General features: G+C 72.3%; 14 protein-coding genes and 1 pseudogene. 6 read left to right on the top strand and 9 right to left on the bottom strand.

Annotated elements, in window-relative coordinates:
• Nucleotides 1–906: 906 nt before the first annotated feature.
• The 4 genes from Vgi01_RS23310 (at nucleotide 907) to Vgi01_RS23295 (ending at nucleotide 3,374) form a co-directional block, all read left to right on the top strand.
• Nucleotides 907–1,368 carry a hypothetical protein gene (locus Vgi01_RS23310; protein ID WP_233197097.1) on the top strand — a complete coding sequence of 154 codons (462 nt, stop codon included), beginning with the start codon at nucleotides 907–909 and terminating at the stop codon, nucleotides 1,366–1,368.
• 155 nt (nucleotides 1,369–1,523) lie between these two features.
• Entirely contained in the window at nucleotides 1,524–2,138 is a 615-nt protein-coding gene (locus Vgi01_RS23305) for a class F sortase (protein WP_204292367.1), read from the top strand.
• Nucleotides 2,139–2,212: 74 nt separating this feature from the next.
• Nucleotides 2,213–2,821 (top strand): histone H1, encoded by a 609-nt coding sequence (locus tag Vgi01_RS23300; protein ID WP_204292366.1) that lies wholly within the window; start codon nucleotides 2,213–2,215, stop codon nucleotides 2,819–2,821.
• A gap of 133 nt (nucleotides 2,822–2,954) precedes the next feature.
• A complete protein-coding gene (locus Vgi01_RS23295; protein WP_204292365.1) occupies nucleotides 2,955–3,374 on the top strand; it encodes a YchJ family protein in 420 nt (139 codons plus the stop codon).
• Between the two features lie 12 nt (nucleotides 3,375–3,386).
• Here the strand turns inward: Vgi01_RS23295 and Vgi01_RS23290 are convergent, their stop codons facing one another.
• Nucleotides 3,387–4,679 carry an MFS transporter gene (locus Vgi01_RS23290; protein WP_204292364.1) on the bottom strand — a complete coding sequence of 431 codons (1,293 nt, stop codon included), beginning with the start codon at nucleotides 4,677–4,679 and terminating at the stop codon, nucleotides 3,387–3,389.
• A 649-nt stretch (nucleotides 4,680–5,328) separates the two neighbouring features.
• A pseudogene (locus Vgi01_RS23285) lies at nucleotides 5,329–5,974 on the bottom strand (mechanosensitive ion channel family protein); the annotation flags it as partial.
• 171 nt (nucleotides 5,975–6,145) lie between these two features.
• Here Vgi01_RS23285 and Vgi01_RS23280 point away from each other — a divergent pair.
• A complete protein-coding gene (locus Vgi01_RS23280) occupies nucleotides 6,146–7,720 on the top strand; it encodes an FMN-binding glutamate synthase family protein (protein ID WP_102660901.1) in 1,575 nt (524 codons plus the stop codon).
• 117 nt (nucleotides 7,721–7,837) lie between these two features.
• Entirely contained in the window at nucleotides 7,838–9,025 is a 1,188-nt protein-coding gene (gene dinB, locus Vgi01_RS23275; RefSeq protein WP_102660900.1) for a DNA polymerase IV, read from the top strand.
• A 66-nt stretch (nucleotides 9,026–9,091) separates the two neighbouring features.
• Here dinB and Vgi01_RS23270 read toward each other — a convergent pair whose 3' ends face one another.
• The 7 genes from Vgi01_RS23270 to Vgi01_RS23240 form a co-directional block, all read right to left on the bottom strand.
• The gene (locus Vgi01_RS23270; protein ID WP_204292362.1) at nucleotides 9,092–9,757 is read right to left on the bottom strand and encodes a hypothetical protein; all 666 of its coding nucleotides are present in this window, start codon (nucleotides 9,755–9,757) and stop codon (nucleotides 9,092–9,094) included.
• A gap of 172 nt (nucleotides 9,758–9,929) precedes the next feature.
• Nucleotides 9,930–10,523 carry a hypothetical protein gene (locus tag Vgi01_RS23265; RefSeq protein ID WP_204292361.1) on the bottom strand — a complete coding sequence of 198 codons (594 nt, stop codon included), beginning with the start codon at nucleotides 10,521–10,523 and terminating at the stop codon, nucleotides 9,930–9,932.
• Nucleotides 10,524–10,677: 154 nt separating this feature from the next.
• A complete protein-coding gene (locus Vgi01_RS23260; RefSeq protein ID WP_204292360.1) occupies nucleotides 10,678–12,516 on the bottom strand; it encodes an AMP-dependent synthetase/ligase in 1,839 nt (612 codons plus the stop codon).
• 332 nt (nucleotides 12,517–12,848) lie between these two features.
• Nucleotides 12,849–14,075: a M50 family metallopeptidase gene (locus Vgi01_RS31180; RefSeq protein ID WP_204292359.1), complete on the bottom strand. Its 1,227-nt coding sequence runs from the start codon at nucleotides 14,073–14,075 to the stop codon at nucleotides 12,849–12,851.
• Nucleotides 14,072–15,121 carry a thiopeptide-type bacteriocin biosynthesis protein gene (locus tag Vgi01_RS23250; protein ID WP_239089123.1) on the bottom strand — a complete coding sequence of 350 codons (1,050 nt, stop codon included), beginning with the start codon at nucleotides 15,119–15,121 and terminating at the stop codon, nucleotides 14,072–14,074. The genes Vgi01_RS31180 and Vgi01_RS23250 overlap by 4 nt, the downstream gene beginning before the upstream one ends.
• Nucleotides 15,114–17,957, bottom strand: coding sequence for a lantibiotic dehydratase (locus tag Vgi01_RS23245; RefSeq protein ID WP_204292357.1), 2,844 nt, complete (start codon nucleotides 17,955–17,957; stop codon nucleotides 15,114–15,116). The genes Vgi01_RS23250 and Vgi01_RS23245 overlap by 8 nt, the downstream gene beginning before the upstream one ends.
• Nucleotides 17,954–19,582: a SagB family peptide dehydrogenase gene (locus Vgi01_RS23240; protein WP_204292356.1), complete on the bottom strand. Its 1,629-nt coding sequence runs from the start codon at nucleotides 19,580–19,582 to the stop codon at nucleotides 17,954–17,956. The genes Vgi01_RS23245 and Vgi01_RS23240 overlap by 4 nt, the downstream gene beginning before the upstream one ends.
• Nucleotides 19,583–19,592 lie beyond the last annotated feature (10 nt).

The raw sequence follows: 19,592 nt of genomic DNA, 5'->3' as shown, positions 1-19,592 counted from the left end.
GGGGGGAAGGTTCACCGGCTCACACGCGGGACGGGGAACCCATCGCGGGGCCCCGGGGGGACCCCTTCGCGGCGGCGGGACCATGCACAACCACTGACCGAGGGCGGTGATTCCCGGAGGCCGGATCACACCCGACCACAGGCGCGTCACGGGGGCCCTGCTTGGTCAGCCACCCGATACAACGCCATCCGGCGGGCCCACATTCCGGCCCGCACCCGCCAGGCTCAGGCCCGGCGCCTTCCTCGGTCGTTCAGACGTGTTCAACGACCCGCAGGCCACGCCCATTCCCCGCCGATTCCACCGGCGAACCGGACATCACCTCCCATCGTGACCCCCACAGCCAAACCGGACCTGAGCTGATTTGCTCATTGAGCCCACACCACCTGCCCACCCTCAAACGCCGCGCGGACCGGCCCCTGGGGAAAGGCAGTGATGGGCCACGCACGGCCACGCGGCCGCCAGGCGGCCTGGTGAGCCCTAACCATTACGCCGAAATTGCGGGGTCCGGGGCGGCGGGAAACCGCCATTCCGGCGTAACGGAGTCGATCATCGCGATGAACGCGTGGGGGATCGTGCGGATCGAGGCGGACATAAGGGCATTCCCGCGCGGCAGGCGCACAGACGCGGGTGGGGTGGCTGAGGGCGTGCAGGACGGGTCGGGCGGCGCAAGCGGGCCTGCGGGGTGGGCGGGATGCGGAGTGGGCGAGGGGTGTGTCCGGGGCGGCGAGCGGAGGACTCGGGACGTTAACGGGGATTTCTCATTTTCATCGGATCGGGGGGCAAGGCCCCCTAGTGTTGGGCACACCGGTGCTAGTCGCGGAGTTGGCCACCCGAGCAGCGTCCTACGTAGTCAGCGGACGAAAAGTGAGGGAAGCGCGTATGAAGGCAACAAATGTTCTCGTACCAGTGGCGGGTGGTATCGCTCTCGGGGCGCTGCTGCTGCCGGGCACCGCACTGGCTGACACCACCGTGTCGCCGTCGACCACCCCGGTCGGGGGGACTGTCGTGCTCACCGCGACCAACTGCAACCCGAACTCCGGCGATGCGATCTTCCACGTCACCGGACCCGACCGCGACCAGAATGTCCGGTCCACCACCGCTGCGGCCGGCGGCGGGTTGAGTGCCGAACTGTTCACCGCCGGTTTCACCCTGGGGACGTACACCGTGGCTGCCACCTGCGGCGACGGTACGGCCGACGGTAGCGCGACCTTCACGGTCACCCCGATCGGCGGCGCGCAGGCCGGCGGTCGGACCGACACCGGCGGCGGGACCCTGGCCGCCGGGGCGACTCTGCTCGTCACCTCGCTCGGCGGCGCGGTCATCCTGGCCCGACGCCGTCGTCACGCGGCCGAGGCCGCGACGCTCTGAGCGATCAGACTCCGACGACGGGTGCCCGCGCCGCAAGCCCCGGCACGGGCACCCGTCCGCGTGCCAGCACCCGCGAAAGCACGGCCGAGCACCGGCCCGCCAGTGGCGATGAGCAGTGCCGCCAGGGCCAGCCCGAACACGGGAGGTACGAGACGATGCGGGGGTACCGGCTCGGTCGCCTTCTGGTGACGCTGTCGGCGGTGGCCGGGCTCGCACTGGTCGGTGTCGGTGTGGCGCGGTTGCCGCCCCGGCCGCCGCAACCCGACGCCGCAGGTGTGCTGCCCGGGGCGGTGGCCGCGCCGCGTCTGTCGCCGTTGCCGCGCGCCGACCCCGTCGAGGTCCGGATATCCCGCATCGGCGTACGCGCACCACTGATTGCGGTCGCCGCCGACCCGGCCGGGGCGCTGGAGGTGCCCCCGTTGGACCGACCCGGCGTGGCCGGTTGGTACTCCCCCGGTGTCAGCCCCGGTGAGATCGGCAACGCGGTGCTGGTGGGCCATGTCGATGCTCCGGGCGGGCCGGCTGTCTTCTTCGACCTGGGACGGTTGCGTCCCGGCGACACCGTCCACATCGCCCGGGCCGACGCCACCGTGGTCCGCTTCGCCGTCGACGGTGTCGTGGCGTACCCGAAGGACGGTTTTCCCACCGACCTGGTGTACGGCCCGGGCGCCGTCGCCGGGCTGCGCCTGATCACCTGCGGCGGCCGGTTCGACCAGGACAGCGGCGAGTATGTCGACAACGTGATCGTGTTCGCGACCCGTACGGCGTGAGGCGCTACGGTCGCGTTTGACCGGCCCGGTGTCGGGAAGACCGTGCGTCCACGGCAGATCCCGAGGAGCGACGAATGGCGGACGCAGGACGAGCCAGGAAGCACACCGCGGCGCGTAAGGTTCCACCGCCGGCCAAGGTGGCGGCGAAGAAGGTGGCGACGGCGACGAAGCGGGCCACCGGAGCCACGGCCGCGAAGTCCCCGGGCGGGAAGCCGACGCCGACGACCCCGCGCACCGCCCGCAAGAAGGCGGTCTCCGCCACGGCCACGCCGACCCGTCGGCCCACCGCCAAGGCGACGGCGGCGAAGAAGACCACCACCCCGAAGACCGGCAACGCCGCGAAGACGGCACCGGCGGTCAAGAAGGCAACGGCGGTCAAGAAAGCAACAGCGGTCGCCAAGAAGGCCTCGACAGCCACGCGCGCCCCAGCGAAGAAGACGTCGACGGCGAAGAAGACGTCGACGGCCACCCGGGCGACGGCGAAGAAGGCGCCGGCCGGTAAGGCCGCCGGCGCGACGGCACCGGCGCAGAAGACGACCACGAAGAAGGCGGCGACGCGCAAGAGCACCGCCTCCCAGGCGGCGGCGTCCCGGTCCCGTAAGGCGAGCACGACCCCGGCGAAGAAGGCCACGACGATGGAGTCGTTCGGAAGTCGGCGCGGTGCGCGTACCGGATCGCGCTGACCGAGGCCCTCGGGACCCGCGCGTACGCGAGCCTCGGTGATCTCCGGGACCCGCAGCGATCGGCACGAGCCGGCGTCGCCCGACGGCGTACCCCGGCGTGCCCCGCTGCGGCGGGCGCGGCGAGGATGGCGGCATGGCCAGACGAGACAGCAGACAGCCGCGACGGGCCGTGACGGTGGGAGTGTGTCCGTGCGGGACGGGTCTGCCGTACGGAGACTGTTGTGGGCGGTTGCATTCCGGTGAGGCGCAGGCCCCGACCGCCGAGGCGCTGATGCGATCCCGGTACGCCGCCTTCGCCGTCGGCGACGCGGACTATCTGCTGCACAGCTGGCACAGCAGCACCCGGCCGGCGCGGCTGCGCCTCGATCCCGGCCAGCGGTGGACCGGCCTCGAGATCGTCGCCACCGAGCAGGGCGGGTTGTTCGACAGCACCGGCACCGTCGAGTTCCGCGCCCACTACCGCGACGGTGTCGGTGCCGGATCGATGACCGAACGCAGCCGCTTCGTCCGTGAGGACGGCCTCTGGGTCTACCTGGACGTCGACAAGCCCTGACCGCCCGCCCCTTCACACCACGCTCGGTGCCGACGCCTCCGGCCGTGACCGACGGGACGGGGGCCGGCCACCGCCGAGCATCAGCAGGGCGATCAGCGCGTACGGCAGGGCGGCGAGCGCGAAGGCCACACCGTTGCTACTCACGGTGGCGACCACACCGAAGCCGATGTACACGACGATGGTGATCACCTCGGTGGCCATGCCGGCCAACGAGGTGACGGTGGCCCGTCGGGGGCCGCTGATCCGCGCCTGCAACCGCGCGTCGGCCAGCACCGAGGCGAGCTGAAATCCGCAGAACGCCCCTGCCAGCAGCACGAAACCGGCGGGGTGCCGCAGCAGCGCCCCGCCGGCCAGGGCCGCCGCCGACCCAGCCAGCAGCAGGGCGTACCCACGGGTGGACAGCCGCTCGCCGGCCGGGGCGAGCAGGCCGCCGATCACCTGGCCGAGCGCGAGGAGCAGAAGCAGCAGCGGCACCGTGGTCAGGGCGACGCCGGTGTCTCGGGCCAGCAGCGGGGTGTACTCCTCCAGCGCACCCCAGGTCGCCGTCACCACCGCGACCAGCAGCACCCCGGCGCGTACCCGCCGATCCCGGCGGGCCTCGGCGAGGCCGCCGCGCAGACCCTGCCACCAGCCGGGCTCGTCGGCCGGGTCGGCCGGATCACGGTGCTGCGTCGGCACGACCGGGGCAGCCGGGACAGCCGGGGCAGCGACGATGAGGGTGTCCGTGGCTGCGGCCTGGTGCTCGGGGAAGCGGGTGGCCACGGCGGCGGCGAGCAGGCAGGCCGCGACGCTGGCGAGGCCGACGGCGGGATAGCCGCCGTGCCCGAGCACCGGCCCGGCCAGCAGGATCGACGCGAGTACGCCGACCGTGCCGGCGGTGCGGGCCCGGCCGATGGTGCGGGCGTAACGCTGGGCGAGACCGAGGTGATCGAGTTCGTCGAAGACCAGCGCTTCGAGTGCCCCGGAGGCGAGCGCGCCACCGGCGCCCCAGAGCACGAACCCGAGCGCGAACGCCGGATAGGACGGCACGAACGTCCACAGCGCGAACCCGGCGGCGGTGCACAGCGGCGCGAGGCAGAGCAGCAGACGGCGGGAGGTGGCGTCGGCCCACGCGCCGGAGGGCACCTCCAGGGCGATGCCGGCCACCGACCAGATCACGAACAGCGAGGAGATCTGCCCGACCGACAGGCCGCTGTCGGCGAACAGCAGGGCGTACACCGGATAGAGCAGGACCAGGTCGGTGAGGAACGCGTACGCGTAGAGGGTGGTCGCCAGACGGCGGCCCCCGGCGATGGTGAGAATCATGAGGCCTTCCGGGTGGGACGGGACGACGGACGCCGGTGTTGCGGCGTCCGCAGGCGGCCCACGGCCTCGGCTCGGGCATCAATGTCGCCAGTTCATGGCGGCGATGGTAGCCGGTGGGAAGGTGTGTCGGTGCCCCGGTGCAGTACGCGGGACGGGGCCGTGAAGGACCCCGTCCCGCGTACGCCTCAGCGGCGTGGCTCGTCGTCGGGCCGGGGCAGCACGATTGTCGACTCGCTGTCGTCGGCGGTGCGTTGGGTCGGCACCTCGGGCGTCGACGTGGTGACCTGGGTCGTCTCCGGGTCGTCGTCCTGGCGAGGCAGCGTCGTCGTCGGGTCGCTGTCGATGCCGGCGGTGTCGACGATCTGGGTGGCCTCGGGGTCGTCTCGGCGGGGCAGGGCGGTCGTGTCGTCGTTGGTGCCGGGGGCGGTGACGATCTGGGTGGCCTCCGGGTCGTCGTAGCCGGGACGGTCACCGAAGGACGCGGCGGAGGTGGTCGCGGTCGGAGCGGTGAAGGTCGGCTCGGTGACGTTCGTGGGCTCGGTGACGATGCCGGCGGCCGGGGCGACGGGTTCGGCCGGGCGTTGCTGGGCGTCGCGGCGGGTGGCGGAGTAGGCGCGGGCATGCTCGGTGATGGTCCGCGTCTCCTGCTCGGCGCGGGACAGCCAGGACTCCCAGCGGCTCTGCATGGGCCGCACCAGCCCGCCGCCGACCCCGACGACCAGGATGCCGCCGACGGTGGCGAGCACAGCGATCAGCACCGGAGTGGTCACGGCGGTGGCGACCCCGATCTGGTTGAGGGCGGCGATGATGCCCAGACCGAGGATGAACGCCGAGGCGATGGTGGCCAGCAGCCGGCCGTACGACAGGCCGCCGAGCGCCCCCGAGATGATGTCCTTCACCGCGCTGGCGATCGCTGCCGCGACGACGACGATGACGATCGCGACGAAGGCGCGCGGCAGCCAGGCGATCACCCCGGCGATCAGGTCGGAGATCGGGTTCGGTCCCCAGATGCCGAAGGCGAGGTAGAGGGTGAGCAGCAGGACGCCGTAGTAGGCCAGTCGGGCGACGATGTCGCTGGCGTCGTACCGGGAGTTGGCCAGCGCCCGGCGGATGCCGCCACGCTCGACGGCGCGGTCGAAACCGACGCGTTCGAGCAGCCGGTCCGTGAGCTTCAGGACGGCCTTGGCGATCAGCCAACCGGCCACCAGGATCGCCACGAAGGCGACGGCTCGGGGCAGGAAGAGCAGTATCGAGCGGAGGGTCTCCCCCACCGCGTCACCGAAGTTGTCTCGCATCGGATGGTCCTCCACAGGGGGCGGGTGATACGTCCGGCCCGACCTACCCGGGTGGCATACGGGGGAAACGTTCCCCGTATCGGTGCGGAACGGACCTGCGGAACAGGCTGCGGGACCCTGCTGCGGGGACGCAGGCGTTTGGCCAGGCCGGGCGGCGGAAAGAGTGGCGGGATGAGATGGGCCCGTCACGCCGTACCCGCAGCCGTCGCCGCGCTCGCCGCCGTCGCCACCCGCGACCTGTTGCAACGCGAACACGCGTTGCGACGCAACTTCCCCCTGCTCGGTCGGGCCCGCTACCTGCTCGAAGCGATCGGGCCGGAACTGCGGCAGTACATCGTGGCCGGCAACAACGAGGAACGGCCGTTCACCCGCGACCAGCGCCGCTGGGTGTACGCCTCGGCCAAGCAGCAGAACAACTACTTCGGCTTCGGCACCGACAACGACATCGAGTTCACCCCCGGCTATCCCGTGATCAAGCACCGTACGTTCGGTCGGGCGGTACCCGCGTCCACGCCGACGCTCGGGCACGAGGTGCGGCTACCGTGCGCCAAGGTGCTCGGCGCGGCCCGGGGACGCACCCGCGCGTTCCGACCGGAGTCGGTGGTGAACCTGTCCGGGATGAGCTTCGGCTCACTGTCCGGGCCGGCCGTCGAGGCGTTGAACCGGGGCGCGGCGATCGCCGGGTGCCTGCACAACACCGGCGAGGGTGGACTGTCGCCGTACCACCGGCACGGCGGTGAGCTGATCTTCCAGCTCGGTACCGCGTACTTCGGTTGTCGTGACGACCGGGGCCGGTTCGACCTGGCCCGCCTCAAGGACGTGGTGGCCGGCGCGCCGGTACGGGCCCTGGAGATCAAGCTCAGCCAGGGTGCCAAGCCCAGCCTGGGCGGGCTGCTGCCGGCGGCCAAGGTGTCGGCGGAGATCGCCGCGACCCGAGGCATCCCGGTCGGAAAGGACTGTGTGAGTCCGTCCCGACACGCCGAGTTCTCCGACTGCGACAGCCTGCTCGACTGGGTGGAGCTGCTGGCCGCCGAGACCGGCCTGCCGGTCGGCATCAAGTCCGCTGTCGGTGACCTCGACTTCTGGACCGAACTGACCGACCTGATGCGCGACACCGGCCGGGGCGTCGACTTCGTCACCATCGACGGCGGCGAGGGCGGTACCGGCGCCGCGCCACTGATCTTCACCGACTCCGTGTCGCTGCCGTTCCAGCAGGGCTTCACCCGGGTCTACGCCACGTTCGCCGAACGTGACCTGCACGAGCAGGTGGTCTTCGTCGGCTCCGGCAAGCTGGGCCTGCCCGACAACGCGACTGTCGCCTTCGCGCTCGGCTGCGACATGGTGGCCGTCGGTCGGGAGGCGATGCTGGCGATCGGCTGCATCCAGGCCCAGAAGTGCCACGCCGACAGCTGCCCGACCGGGGTGGCCACCCAGAACGCCTGGTTGACCCGGGGTCTGGACCCGGCCTCCAAGGCGGTCCGCGCCGCGCACTACGTCAAGACGCTGCGGCGGGACCTGCTGAAGGTCGCCGAGGCGTGCGGCGTCGAACATCCCGGCCTGATCGACACCGATGCCGTGGAGATCCTCGGCGGCCGGACCACCTCCACCCCACTGCGCGAGGTGTACGGGTACCGCCCGCAATGGGGACTGCCGTCCGCGGCCGACCGCGCCGCCATCGCGGACCTGATGTCGCAGGAATCGCCGCAGGGCGGCAGCGCCACCCCGTCCCCGACCGCGCAGACCTGACCGTCATCCGCCGACGCCCGAGGGGCCGTGGAGCCTGTGAGTCGCTGACAGGTCTGGCCGGGGGTAATTCACGGCAGGTCAGCCCCGCTTTTAGTACAGGTGTGCGATGATGGCGGGGTGTCGGGCGAGGCCACCATCCTGCATGCCGACCTGGACGCGTTCTACGCCTCGGTCGAGCAGCGCGACGATCCACGACTACGCGGCCGGGCGGTGATCGTGGGCGGTGGGGTGGTGTTGGCGGCCAGCTACCAGGCCAAGGCCCGGGGCGTACGCAGCGGAATGGGCGGCGCGCAGGCGCGCCGGCTGTGCCCGGACGCGGTGGTCGTACCACCCAGGATGGCCGCCTACAGCGCCGCCAGCCGGGCGGTGTTCGAGGTCTTCCGGCAGACCACTCCGCTGGTCGAAGGGCTCTCCATCGACGAGGCGTTCCTCGACGTCGGCGGTCTGCGCCGCCTGGTCGGTCCACCCGAGACGATCGCGGCCGGGCTGCGCCGGGCGGTACGCGAGCAGGTCGGCCTACCGATCACGGTGGGCGTGGCCCGGACGAAGTTCCTGGCCAAGGTCGCCAGCGGGGTGGCCAAGCCCGACGGCCTGCTGGTCGTCGCACCGGCCGGGGAGTTGGCCTTCCTGCATCCGTTGCCGGTCGAGCGGCTGTGGGGAGTCGGGCCGGTGACCGCCGACAAGCTCCGCCAGCACCGGATCCGTACCGTCGGTGACGTGGCCCGCCTCGGCGAGGCGACGCTTGTGTCGTTGCTCGGGCCGGGTGCCGGGCGGCACCTGCACGCGCTGGCGCACAACCGCGACCCCCGGCCGGTGCAGGTCGGCCGGCGTCGCGGCTCGATGGGTGCGCAACACGCGCTGGGCCGCTCGGGGCGGCGCCCGGCCGAGCTGGAGGCGATCCTCGCCGGCCTGGTCGACCGGGTCACCCGGCGGCTACGGTCGGCCGCCCGCACCGGACGCACCATCACCCTGCGGCTGCGTTTTGCCGACTACGCCCGGGCCACCCGCTCCCACACCCTGGCCAAGGCGACCGCCGACACGCCTGTCGTGCTCGGCGCCGCCCGCGGTCTGCTGCGGGCGGCCCAGCCTGAGATCGAACGCCGCGGCGTCACGCTGATCGGTGTCGCCGTCGGCAACCTGGGCGACGGGCACGTCCAGCTCACCCTGCCCTGGGACCGCGACCCGACGGCCGAGTTGGACGCGGCCGTCGACGCGGTCCGCGAGCGTTTCGGTTCCACCGCCCTGACCCGGGCGGTGCTGCTCGGTCACGACGCCGGCCCGGAGATGCCCCTGCTCCCGGATTGAGCCGGACGCGCTTCCCGTCGATCGGGCGCAGGACCGATCACTCCGGGCCGGTTCGCGTGGCAGGTGTCAACCCGGCGTCATGGCATGGCCGGACAGCTGCTGGTCGGGGCAGGGACCGGCGGACGGCGTGGTGTTGATCCGCCTCGGTGAGGCGGGTCGCCAGAGCAGGTCGACGCGGGGCCCGTCCGGCCGTACCAGCTGGTGGTGCCTGCGGTAGCCGAGGCGTTGGTAGAGCCACCGATCGGCGTCGCTGTACAGGTCGGCGTAGATCGGCAGGCCGAAGGTGTCCATCAACCGGTGACTGCCGGCGAGCACGGCCGCAGCCTGACTCGCCCGCTCCGTGTCCGGCGGCGCCGCGAGGATCGCCAGGTGGTTGTGCGGCTCCTGCGGATGACACGCGCCGAGGGCCCGGTCCAGCCGGCGGAAGCGGTCCGCGTGCCCGCCGCAGGCGTCCTTGATGCGCTCGCCGTAGCGCGACGGCGGTGGGATCGGACGATAACGGTGGAACCAGACGGTGGCCGCCGCACCATCGGTGAGCAGGAACGCGTCGCCGAACAGCAGGGCGTGTTCGACCCAGATGCGTGCCGCGCCAGCGAGCACGGCGGGACGCCGCCGCTCGTCGGGCACCAGCCACGCACCGAGCGCGGTGGGGGCGACGGTGGCGGTCACGAGGTCGACGATCCAGTCGATGTCACGCCAACGGGCGCGTTTGACAGGCGGGGATTGGTGCATGGGAACTCCTGGTGAGACGAAAGTCCGAGTGACACGGTGGGCCGGTCCGGCCGCGCGCACCGGCGTGGCCGGACCGCCGGGGAGGCGGGGTTGCGGTTGCGCAGGCGTCAGACGCCGCGTCGGCCGACCGGCAGGGGCACGGCGGCGCAGGGGTACGCGGCGGCTGCCCCGGTCAGGCCGGTCGGCTCCTCGGGCGAGGGGATCGGGACGGCCGTCGGGTGGCCCGGACCCGACGGGTCAGTTGGCTACGCGCCGGCGGCGGCGCCCACGCGGCCGGCCCCAGGTCGGCAGCGCTGCCGTGGGAGGTTCGCCGGGAGTCGAGCCCGCTCGACGCGGGTGCCGGGGACAGCGGTGCCAGCGGCACGTACTCCGCCCCCTGGTGAGACGAATGGGCGACGCTCCGCCCACCCGCCAGCCAGTACGCGGCCACCTGATACACGGACAGGTCGCCGTCGAGACCGACGGTCAGCTGCGTGGCGATCCTGGCGACGTCAGGCTCGTCGGCGGTCACGTCCGGCACGGAGGACGGTGCCGGCTCACCCGTCTGGGCCGTCTGCAGCGGGCCGGCGGGCGGCGGCACGGGCGGCGCGCCGTCGCGCAGTGGTGGCCCGGCAACGTGGGCGAACCCCACCGCCGACATCTCGGCGACGTGGGCGACACCGACCGCCGCGACTTCGTGGACACCCCAGGCGCAGCCGACGACGACGGTCAGGAGTCCGAGCCGCAGCAGGCTGCGCCTCAGCCACCCCCGCCGTCGATCCGTCACCGACTTCTCCATGCCGCCAGCCAACAGATGCGAACGCACCTTAACCTGCCGCGACGGCCCGACCACACAGCGTCCGGCGTGTCGTCTTTGCGCAGGTCCGGATGGCGGGACATCCCGGTGGCACGCCCGTCCCGTGGGCGCATGGCCCGGTGGGTCAGTGAGGGCGGAACAGGGCGGTGACCTCGTCGGCGAAGTGGTCCTGCACCGCGTTCCGTTTGATCTTGAGGGTGGGGGTGAGTTCGCCGTCGACCTCGGTGAGATCGCGGGGCAGGATCCGGAAGGTCTTCACCTGCTCGGCGCGCGACACCGTCCGGTTGGCCCGATCGACCGCGTGTTGGATATCGGCGCGCAGGTGTGGATCGTCGCGGAGCGTGGCCAGCGCCGCGCCGGGGTGCCCGTGCTCGTCGCGCCACCGCTGCCACGCCTGCGGGTCGAGGGTGACCAGCGCGGCGACGTACGGCCGGCCGTCGGCCACCAGCATCACCTGGCTGATCAGGGGGTGCGCCCGGATGCATTCCTCGATCGGCGCCGGGGCGATGTTCTTGCCCGCCGCGGTGACCATGATCTCCTTGGTCCGGCCGGTGATGCGCAGATAGCCGTCGTCGTCGAGCCGACCCAGATCGCCGGTACGCAGCCACCCGTCGTCGGTCACCGCTTCCCGGCTGGCCTCCGGGTTGTTCCAGTAGCCGGGGAATACCAGCTCACCGCGCACGAGGACCTCGCCCTGGTCGGAGACGCGGATGCGTACCCCGGGCAGGGGGCGGCCGACCGTACCGATCCGCATCGCCGACGGCAGGTTCGCCGCCACCGCCGGGGACGTCTCGGTCAGGCCGTACCCCTCCAGCACGGTGATGCCCACGCCCCGGAAGAAATGCACGAGCCACTCCCCCGTCGGTGCCCCGCCCACGATGGCCATCCGGCACCGTCCGCCGAGCGCGGCGCGCATCCTGCGGTACGCGACCACGTCGAACAGCAGGCGCGCCAGGCGCAACGGCAGACCCGGCCCACCCGGCCGGTCGAGGGCTCGGCTGTAGCGCAGGGCCGTCCACTCGCCGAGGCTGAACAGCGTCCCCCGGTGGGAGTCCTCGGCGGTACGCCGCGCCTGGTCGTGCAGCTTCTCGAACAGCCGCGGTACGGCGAGGATGAAGGTGGGCCGGAACCGGCGCAGCTGGTCGAGTACCGCTGACATGTCGGCGCTGTGCACCATCGTGGCCCGGGTGCGCACCATGCCGACCTGGATCAGCCGGGCGAAGGCGTGTGCCAGCGGCAGGAACAGCACCGTCGACGCCCCCGGGTGCAACAGTTGCGGCAGGACGGCGGTGGCGTTGCCGATGTCGGCGGAGATGTTGCGATGGGCCAGCATGCAGCCCTTCGGCGGGCCGGTGGTGCCGCTGGTGTAGACGATGGTGGCGAGGTGGTCGCCGGTCACCGCGTGCCGACGGGCGTCGACCGCCGCGGAGTCGACCGCACGCCCGCGGGCGGCCAGCGTGATGAGGTCGCCGGTGTCGATGCGCCAGGTCTGGCGCAGCACCGGCAGCTCCGGCAGCAGCCCGTCGACCGTGGCGGCGTGATCGGCCGTCTCCACCACGCAGCCGACCGCGCCGGAGTCGGCGAGGATCCAGCGGATCTGGTCGGGGCTGGAGGTGTCGTAGATCGGTACGGTGACCGCCCCGATCGACCAGAGCGCGTAGTCGACGAGTGTCCACTCGTAGCGGGTGCGGCTGAGCAGGCCGATCCGATCACCGCCGACGATCCCGGCGGCGATGAGGCCACGGGCCAGCGCCAGCACGTCGTCGCGGAACTGCCGGCAGGTCACCGGCAGGGCGCCACCGTGGCCGGAGCGTCGTACCGGCCAGGAGCGGGGGTCCGGGTCCGGGCGGATGAACTGCACCGCGTCCGGATCCTCGGCCGCGTTGCGCCACACCTGTTCGGCCAGGCTGCCGTCCTCGCCGCTGACGATCGGCTCAACCGCTGTCTCCCGCACGCCCGCCATCACGTCCTCCGTAACGCCGCCCCCATGCTCCCCCCGCCCACCCCCACCCCACCCCACAAACCCAAAAACCCACCCCCACGCCCCCAGTCCCGCCCTCGCCCCGCCCCCGCCCCGTCCGCCCTGCTCCGCCTCGCCCCGCCCCGCCCCGCCGATCTTGCACTCTTGGTCGCTGATTCGCGGCGTTTGGAGGGGTATGCCCCGACGGAAAGTGCAAGATCGCCGAGGCGGGGGGCGGGGCGGGGCGGGGCGGGGGCGAGGGCGGGATGGGGGGCGCAAGGTCGGCGCGCCTGGGAGGGGTGGGGTGGGGTGGGTCAGGGCGGAGCGGGGGTGGGTCAAGGGGTGGGGGTGGGGCGGCGGCGGGTCAGGTGGGTGATGAGGGTGGCCAGGAGGATGGCTTCGGTGGTGAGGATGACTACCGCCCAGGTGGGGGTGAGCCAGTTGGCGAGGGTGGTGTACCAGTAGCGGATCAGGAAGGTCAGGACGGTGCCGGCCAGCAGGACGGAGGTCAGGCCGTACAGGGTGAAGGCCGCCCGGTCGCGGGGTCGGTAGCCCGCGACCGCTCGCGGGCCCTGGCGCAGCAGGCGGCCGTAGAAGCGGTACGAGTCGGCGCGCAGGTCGGCGAGGTTCAGGGTGTGACTGAGCATGTGGTAGCCGTCGAGGCGCAGGAACGGCACCAGGTTGATCGCGGCGGTGGCGGTGCCGAACAGCAGCATCGTGCCGGCCAGGTCGTACAGCACCCCGGGTGATCCCCAGAGGCGTACCGCGGCGAACGGCACCAGCGCCAGCATGCTGACGAAGACGCCGGCGAACGCGGTGGCCACCCGTCGGCGTGGGGTGAACAGCACCACGTCGTCGACCTTGCAGTACGGGGCGATCATCGGCAGCCGCCACATCACCCCGATCTCGGTGACCCGCCCACCGAAGTGTCGGCAGGTCAGACCGTGCGCGCACTCGTGCAGGAAGACGATCAGCCAGGTGACCGCCACCGCGACCACGATCGCCAGCAGCGGACGGCCACCGACCCCGCCGGCCAACTCCGGCAGGTGCCACACCACGTAGCCGGCGACGGCCAGCGCCACCGCCAGCGCCGGCACCACGAACCACCAGCTGAACACCGGCCCCAGCCAGGGCAGCACCCGGTCGAACAGCCGCTGCGGATCGAACAGCGGCAGCCGACCCGACAACAGGCCGCGTTTCGCCTTCGCCGCGCCCCCGCCCGCTGTGGCGGCGAGCGCGGCGAGGGCGTCCGGGTCCGTCGCGCCGTGCAGCAGTTGCCGCTTGTGCAGCATGCCGAACAACTGCTGCCAGTTCTCCGGCCCGAGCCGACGCTGATAGGCGGTGGCGTACTCCTCGGCCAGGTCGTCGAGGCTGCGGGTGCCGTCCATCCGCGACATCAGGAAGTGCTCGCGTGGCCCCACCCGGTAGTACCAGCCGGTTTCCGGGTCCTTGACGTGGTGCACGAGCTTGCCGTCGCGCCACATCCCCGGGCCGAGCACGATCCCGGTCCGCAGCCGGGGCCGGGCCCAGGTGGCGGCCTGGCCGGCCTCGACGGTGGTCATCGGGATCCGGCCGGCGCCGGCTCGTCGAGCAGTGCGGCCCGCATCAGGTACGACAGGTAGATCTCGTCGAGGATGCTCACGCCGAGCCGGTTGTTGGTCATGTGCAGGTACGAGCTGAGCACGATCGGTACGACCGCGTCGAGATCCTCGACCACCCGTGGCTCGGCATCGCCACGCTGGAAGACGAGTTTGCCCTGCCCGGCCAGGGCGACCACCCGGTCCCGCAGTTCCCGGCAGTGCACCGCCCAGCGACCCTCGACCCCGGTGGCCTGAGCGGACGCGGGGCCCCGTGCCGCCGTCCGGATGGCGGCCAACCGATCGCGCAGCGCGGCGTCCATCCGCCGATAGCTGGTATCGAAGCTGGCGTGGTACTCGTCGCTCGGTTCGGAGTACGAGACCTCCCAGAAACGGCGGTACTCGTCGAGGAACTCGGCGATGCGCCGGTCGTCGTCGAGGAACACCGCGCACAGCATCATGCCCAACTGCGCCGACAGGCCCAGCAGCACCGGCCGTACGTGCACGTTGGTGGTGGCCAGCAGGTCCAGCACCACGTCACTGGAGTGCTCGAAGTGCCACTCGGCCAACTCGATGCCAGCCGGGCCGCCGTAACGGCCGTACTCCCGCTCGTACGGGATGTGGTGGTAACTGTTGTTCGCCCGCATCGGCATCCGACCGGTCGCGCCGTACTCGGCGTCCCAGCGTTGCTGGCCGTACTCGGCCAGGAACATCTGCTTGTACAGGTCGCCGAGCCCTTCGCTGTCGACCTCGTACAGGGCGGGTCGGCGGCGCAGGAAGGCAGCGATCGCCTCGTCCACCCGCGTCCGCACCAGCTGCGGGTCCACGCCCGGTGCGGGCAGCACCCGCAACCGGATGTGCGGGCCCTCCATCCAGTACTTGATGAAGAAGTACCTGCTGATCAGCCCTTCCTCGCGCAACTCGTCGACAAGCGGTCGTACGCCCTCCACCAGCATCGGGTTGGCGTTGCTGGCGTAGAACACGTGGACGCTGAGCCAGCCGTGGTCCACCGGCGACGGATAGTCAGTCACGGTCCACTCCCCCTCGGACACCGTTGAGTTCAACTGTCAGTTCGGTCACGTACGAGCCGGACGGCGTGCGTACCATCTGCTCGTCACGGTCCGGCAGCATCTCCACGAGCACCAGCCGGCTGCCCGCCGACCGGCTCATCGCGTCCAGCAGTTGCAGGCACAGGTAACTGTCGAAGTCGACGTAGAGCGGCTTGTGCTCCGGCCGACCACCCGCCGCCGCGCCACCACCGGCCGCGGCACCACCGGCGGCTGCCTCACCGTCGGCGGCCGGGGCGGGGGCCAGGCGGGTGCCCTCCGGGGTGGCGAACACCCGACGCGGCAGGTTGTTCTCGCGCCGCCACCGCTGCCAGGACAGGAACCAGTCGGCGTCGTCGACCTGCGGGGTACGCGCGGGCGGCAGGTGGTCGGGGTGCAGCTTCCACATCCGCCGTTGCAGCACCAGGTCGCCGTGCACGATGCGGGGGTAGCCGATCATGCCCCGGTCGGGCAACGGCACGTCGGTGCCGGCCCACAGGTCCGGCTGGGCCATCCCGAGGTGCGCGAAGTTGAGCAGCACCTGCTGCACCTCGGGCAGCGCCATCGGCAGCAGGAAGCCCAGGTAGACCGGAATGACCTCGGCGTCGAGCCGACGGGAACGCAGCAGCAGCCGATCGGTGAGCGGATCATGTTCGACGCTGAGGTCGTCCATGTGGATCTGCTCGGCCTCCGGCCGGAAGCTGATCTCCCCGGGGCAGACCAGTTCGTACGGGGTGACCGCCGGGTGCAGGTTGAGGTTCGTGGCGTCGTACCCGCCGCGCAGTTCGGCGAGCACCGCACCGGCCGGCTGCAACCGGGCCAGCTCGGTGCGCAGCGCCCCGGCCAGGTCCTCGGCGGCGAACAGGTGGGCGAAGCGGGAGAAGAGCAGCGTCATGCCGGAGTAGACCCGGTTGACCACCACCCGCTGCCGGTCGCCCTGGTCGGCGAATTGGAGGAAGAAGGACCGCGGGTCGAGGGTACCGAGGGTGGCCGGCACCATCGCGGCCACCTCGGTCATGAACGCCTCGTCGAGCACCATCTCCTCGGCGTCGGCCGGCAGGTCGGCGTACGCCTCGTTGACCCGCCGGGCCACCTCGATGCGCGCGTCGTCCAGGGCGGTGATCTCGTCCTGCCGGAACCAGTTCTCCTGCCGGACGTAGGTGTTGTCCGCGTCGAACGCCCGGCGGCGCATCGCCCGCCCGGTGTAGTGCTCGAAGAAGTCCTGCTGGAACTCGTGGGCGAAGCTGAGCAGGTCGTCGCAGCGCCCCCCGACGCCGTAGCGGGCCTTGAAGAAACCCTTGGTGACCACTCGACGGGGCAGATTGACGTCGAAGACCGGCATGATCTGCGCGAGCGCCCGCAACCCGGGCAGCACCGTACGCTCCCACTGGTCCCGGTCGGCGGTGACCGGCGCGTCGGTGCGCAGCGTGGCGTCCTCGTACACCAGGGTCCGGGGAGCGGGCACGTCGGCGCGGCCGAGGTCGGTGTGCGCGGCGACCAGCTCGTGACGGATCTGGGCCAGCGCGGCACGCCGACCGTCGATGTCGGCGCCCGGATACCCGGTGGCCAGCCGGTTGACCGCGGCGACCCGCTCGGCGAGCCGGTCGGCCCACGGGCGGTCGATGGCGCGCAGCGCCAGCCGGTAGCCCTCCGCCGGGTCGTCGGCGTGGATGTCCAGTTGCAGGTTCGGCACCACCAGCAGACCGACCCGCAGCAGGTGGTGCAGGTACTGCTCGACCTCGTCCGCGGGACGGCCGGCGGCGGTCAGCTCGGCGGCCAGGTCGGCCAGCCGCCGCACCCGACCGCCGTCGAGCGCGGCCAGGATGTCGTGCAGGACCTGCCCGGTGGGCAGCACGAACAGCGACTCGTGGATCGACTCCAGGGTGATCGCCGCGTCGCCGTCCTCCGAGCTGGTCCGGCGTCGCCGCAGATAACGCAGCCGGCCCCGCTCGATGCGCCAGCCGGTGGTGACGGTGACCGGCAGGTCGGCGCGCAGCGTCTCGTCGGCCAGCACTATCGCCGACAGTCGGCCCAGGACGGCGAGGTTGAGTCGCGCCACCGCCGCCTTGGCCGCGTCGGCGGCGGGGCGTACGTCGAGCAGCCGGCCGCCGCCGTGGCGGAAGGTGCCGACGTTGACCGTGGTCAGCCGGCTGAACGGGCTGGTCTTGCAGGCGGTCCGCAGCGCGTACTCCAGCAGCGACCGCTCCACCCGGCGGGTCCGTTTGCCGGGCCGGGCCGCTGCGGCGAGGTATCCGGGCAGGTACTGGTCGAGTGACGGGGAGGCGAGCAGGATCCCGCCGCGCAGGTCGGGGTCGTCGGCGAGGTCCCGCAGCACGGCGCGCCGCTCGGTCAACTCCTCGGCCAGCACCGACGCGCCGTCGGTGAGACGGCCCTGGTACGCGGCGAACGTCTCCAGCCAGTCGGTCAGCGCCCGGTGGTCGGCAGCGTCGAGCACGTCGGCCCAGGCAGCCGGGTCGTCCGGACGAGGCCGGCGCAGGTTGTACACGTCACGGCGCAACCGGATCAGCCGCTGCCGCAGGCCGTCGTCGTGCAGGTGGCGGGCCACCGCCGCCTGCAGCGCGTCGGCCAGCTCCTGGCCGGTCTGCCGCAGCCGGGTCTCCAGGTCCACGACCTGTCGGGCCCAGGCGGCGCTGCGGTCGAAGGCGAGCCGGTCGGCTACCTCCAGCGGCATCCCGCCGGTGCGCAGCATGAACACCTCGGGCATCCGCCAGCACATCTCGGCGGCGGCCGGTGGGGCGGGCAGGGCCACCGTCACTGTTGTCTCCTTCGTCGGCAGGTCGGTGCGGGTCGGGGGCGTCACAGCCGGTACTCCACGGTGGCCACGGCGTCCGAGTTGCGACCGAGCAGCAGGAACAGCACGGTCCGTTCGTCGGTGTCGGACAGACCCAGCGCCTCGTCCATGGCGACGTTGTCGAAGCCGAGCACCGCGCCGCAGCCGACCCGCTGGGCGGTCGTGGCGCAGTAGACCCGCTGGGCCACCGCGCCGATCTCGGCGTTGAGGATCCGATAACCCCGGGGACCGTACGCGTCGAGCACGGCGTCGAGCCGTCCGGAGATGGCCAGCACCGCGCCGACCTGCCCCATCGTGTAGTTGGTGAGGAAGTAGTGCTGTTGCAGGAACGCCGACATCCCGACCGCGGGTTCCGGCGCGGCGGGCAGCAGCGCGTGTCGCCGGGGGCAGTAGGCGTAGCCGCCGGCAGGCAGGCCGTCGAGGTGGTTGGCGAAGACCCAGAGCCGGGTCAGGGCCGGCGCGTCGGCGGGCAGGCCGGCGTCGGCCGGGTGGGGTCGCCCGGCGGCGGCGAAGGCGAGCGTGGTGCCGAGCTCGGCGACGGTCAGCTCGGGTGGCCGCCGGAACCGGCCGAAGCTGCTGGACCGGGTGGCCAGCACCGTCGACAGCGGACGGTCGAGCAGGTCGAGTCGGGGTTCGGGCAACGCGACCGGTTCGCCGGACAGGGGCCGGGGTGCGGCGTCGACGACGGCGGCCGGGTCGACGGTGGCCGGAGGGTGGGCCGCCGCGCGGTGCACCTCGGTCACGGCCGGGAACTGTCGCACCCGCTTCGAGCGCTCGTGGGCGGCGTAGTGGATCTGCACGGGTGGCGTGACCCCGCCGTCCCCGACCCGGGTGGGTACGGCGGGGTCACGGGTTCCGGCCGCCTCGGCGCTCCACTGCAGCGGCACGACCGCGAACACGCTCTGCTGGTCGCTGTCGAAGCCGAGCAGCCGGTCCATCGGCGCCGGGTCGAAGCAGAGCAGCCGGCGCAGCGGTACGCCCAGCGCGGAGGCCAGCAGTTCCCAGGAGCCGAGCAGGGCGCCGAGGTCCTGGGTGACCACGTGGTAGCAGAAGCTGTTGTACTTGAAGGAGTTCTTCCAGAACCGCAGGCTCGCCACCAGGAAGCTGTCGGCGTCCTCGGGACCGGCCAGCCCGGCCTGGATGCTGCCGCCGGCGTCGCCGACGAGCAGCCGCTGGAGCATGTGCCGGCCGGTGTCGTAGTGATAGACGCCGGGCAGCACCGGCGCGGACGCCCCGGCCACCAGGTACACCTCCACCGGGTACATGCCGCCGCCGGAAGCGGTGCCCCGCCCCCACACGGCATGTTCGAAGTGCGCCCGTTTGGCGACGTCCTGGTTCCAGTTGACCGTCATCCGACGGTCGAGCACCCCGTACGACAGCCGGAGCAGGGTCGCCAGCCGCGCCATCGACCAGCCAGCCGAGGCCGACGGCGCCTGGGTGAACACGTCCCGCAGGGTGGCCAGGTCGGGCAGGTGCGTCGGCAGCGGCACCTGGGGCGCGCCCGGGTACGCGGTGTGGCGGGAGGGCTGGTCGACCCAGTCCACCTCGAAGTTGAGGGGTTCCATCGGAACCCGGGCCCGGCGGAAGACCGCCTCGGTGTAGTCCCGCACGATGTCGCGGGCCGGAAGCTGCATGCCGGTGCTC

The organism is Micromonospora gifhornensis (genome assembly GCF_016863515.1).
Lineage (GTDB): Bacteria > Actinomycetota > Actinomycetes > Mycobacteriales > Micromonosporaceae > Micromonospora > Micromonospora gifhornensis.
This window is presented reverse-complemented; position numbering and strand designations above follow the sequence as displayed.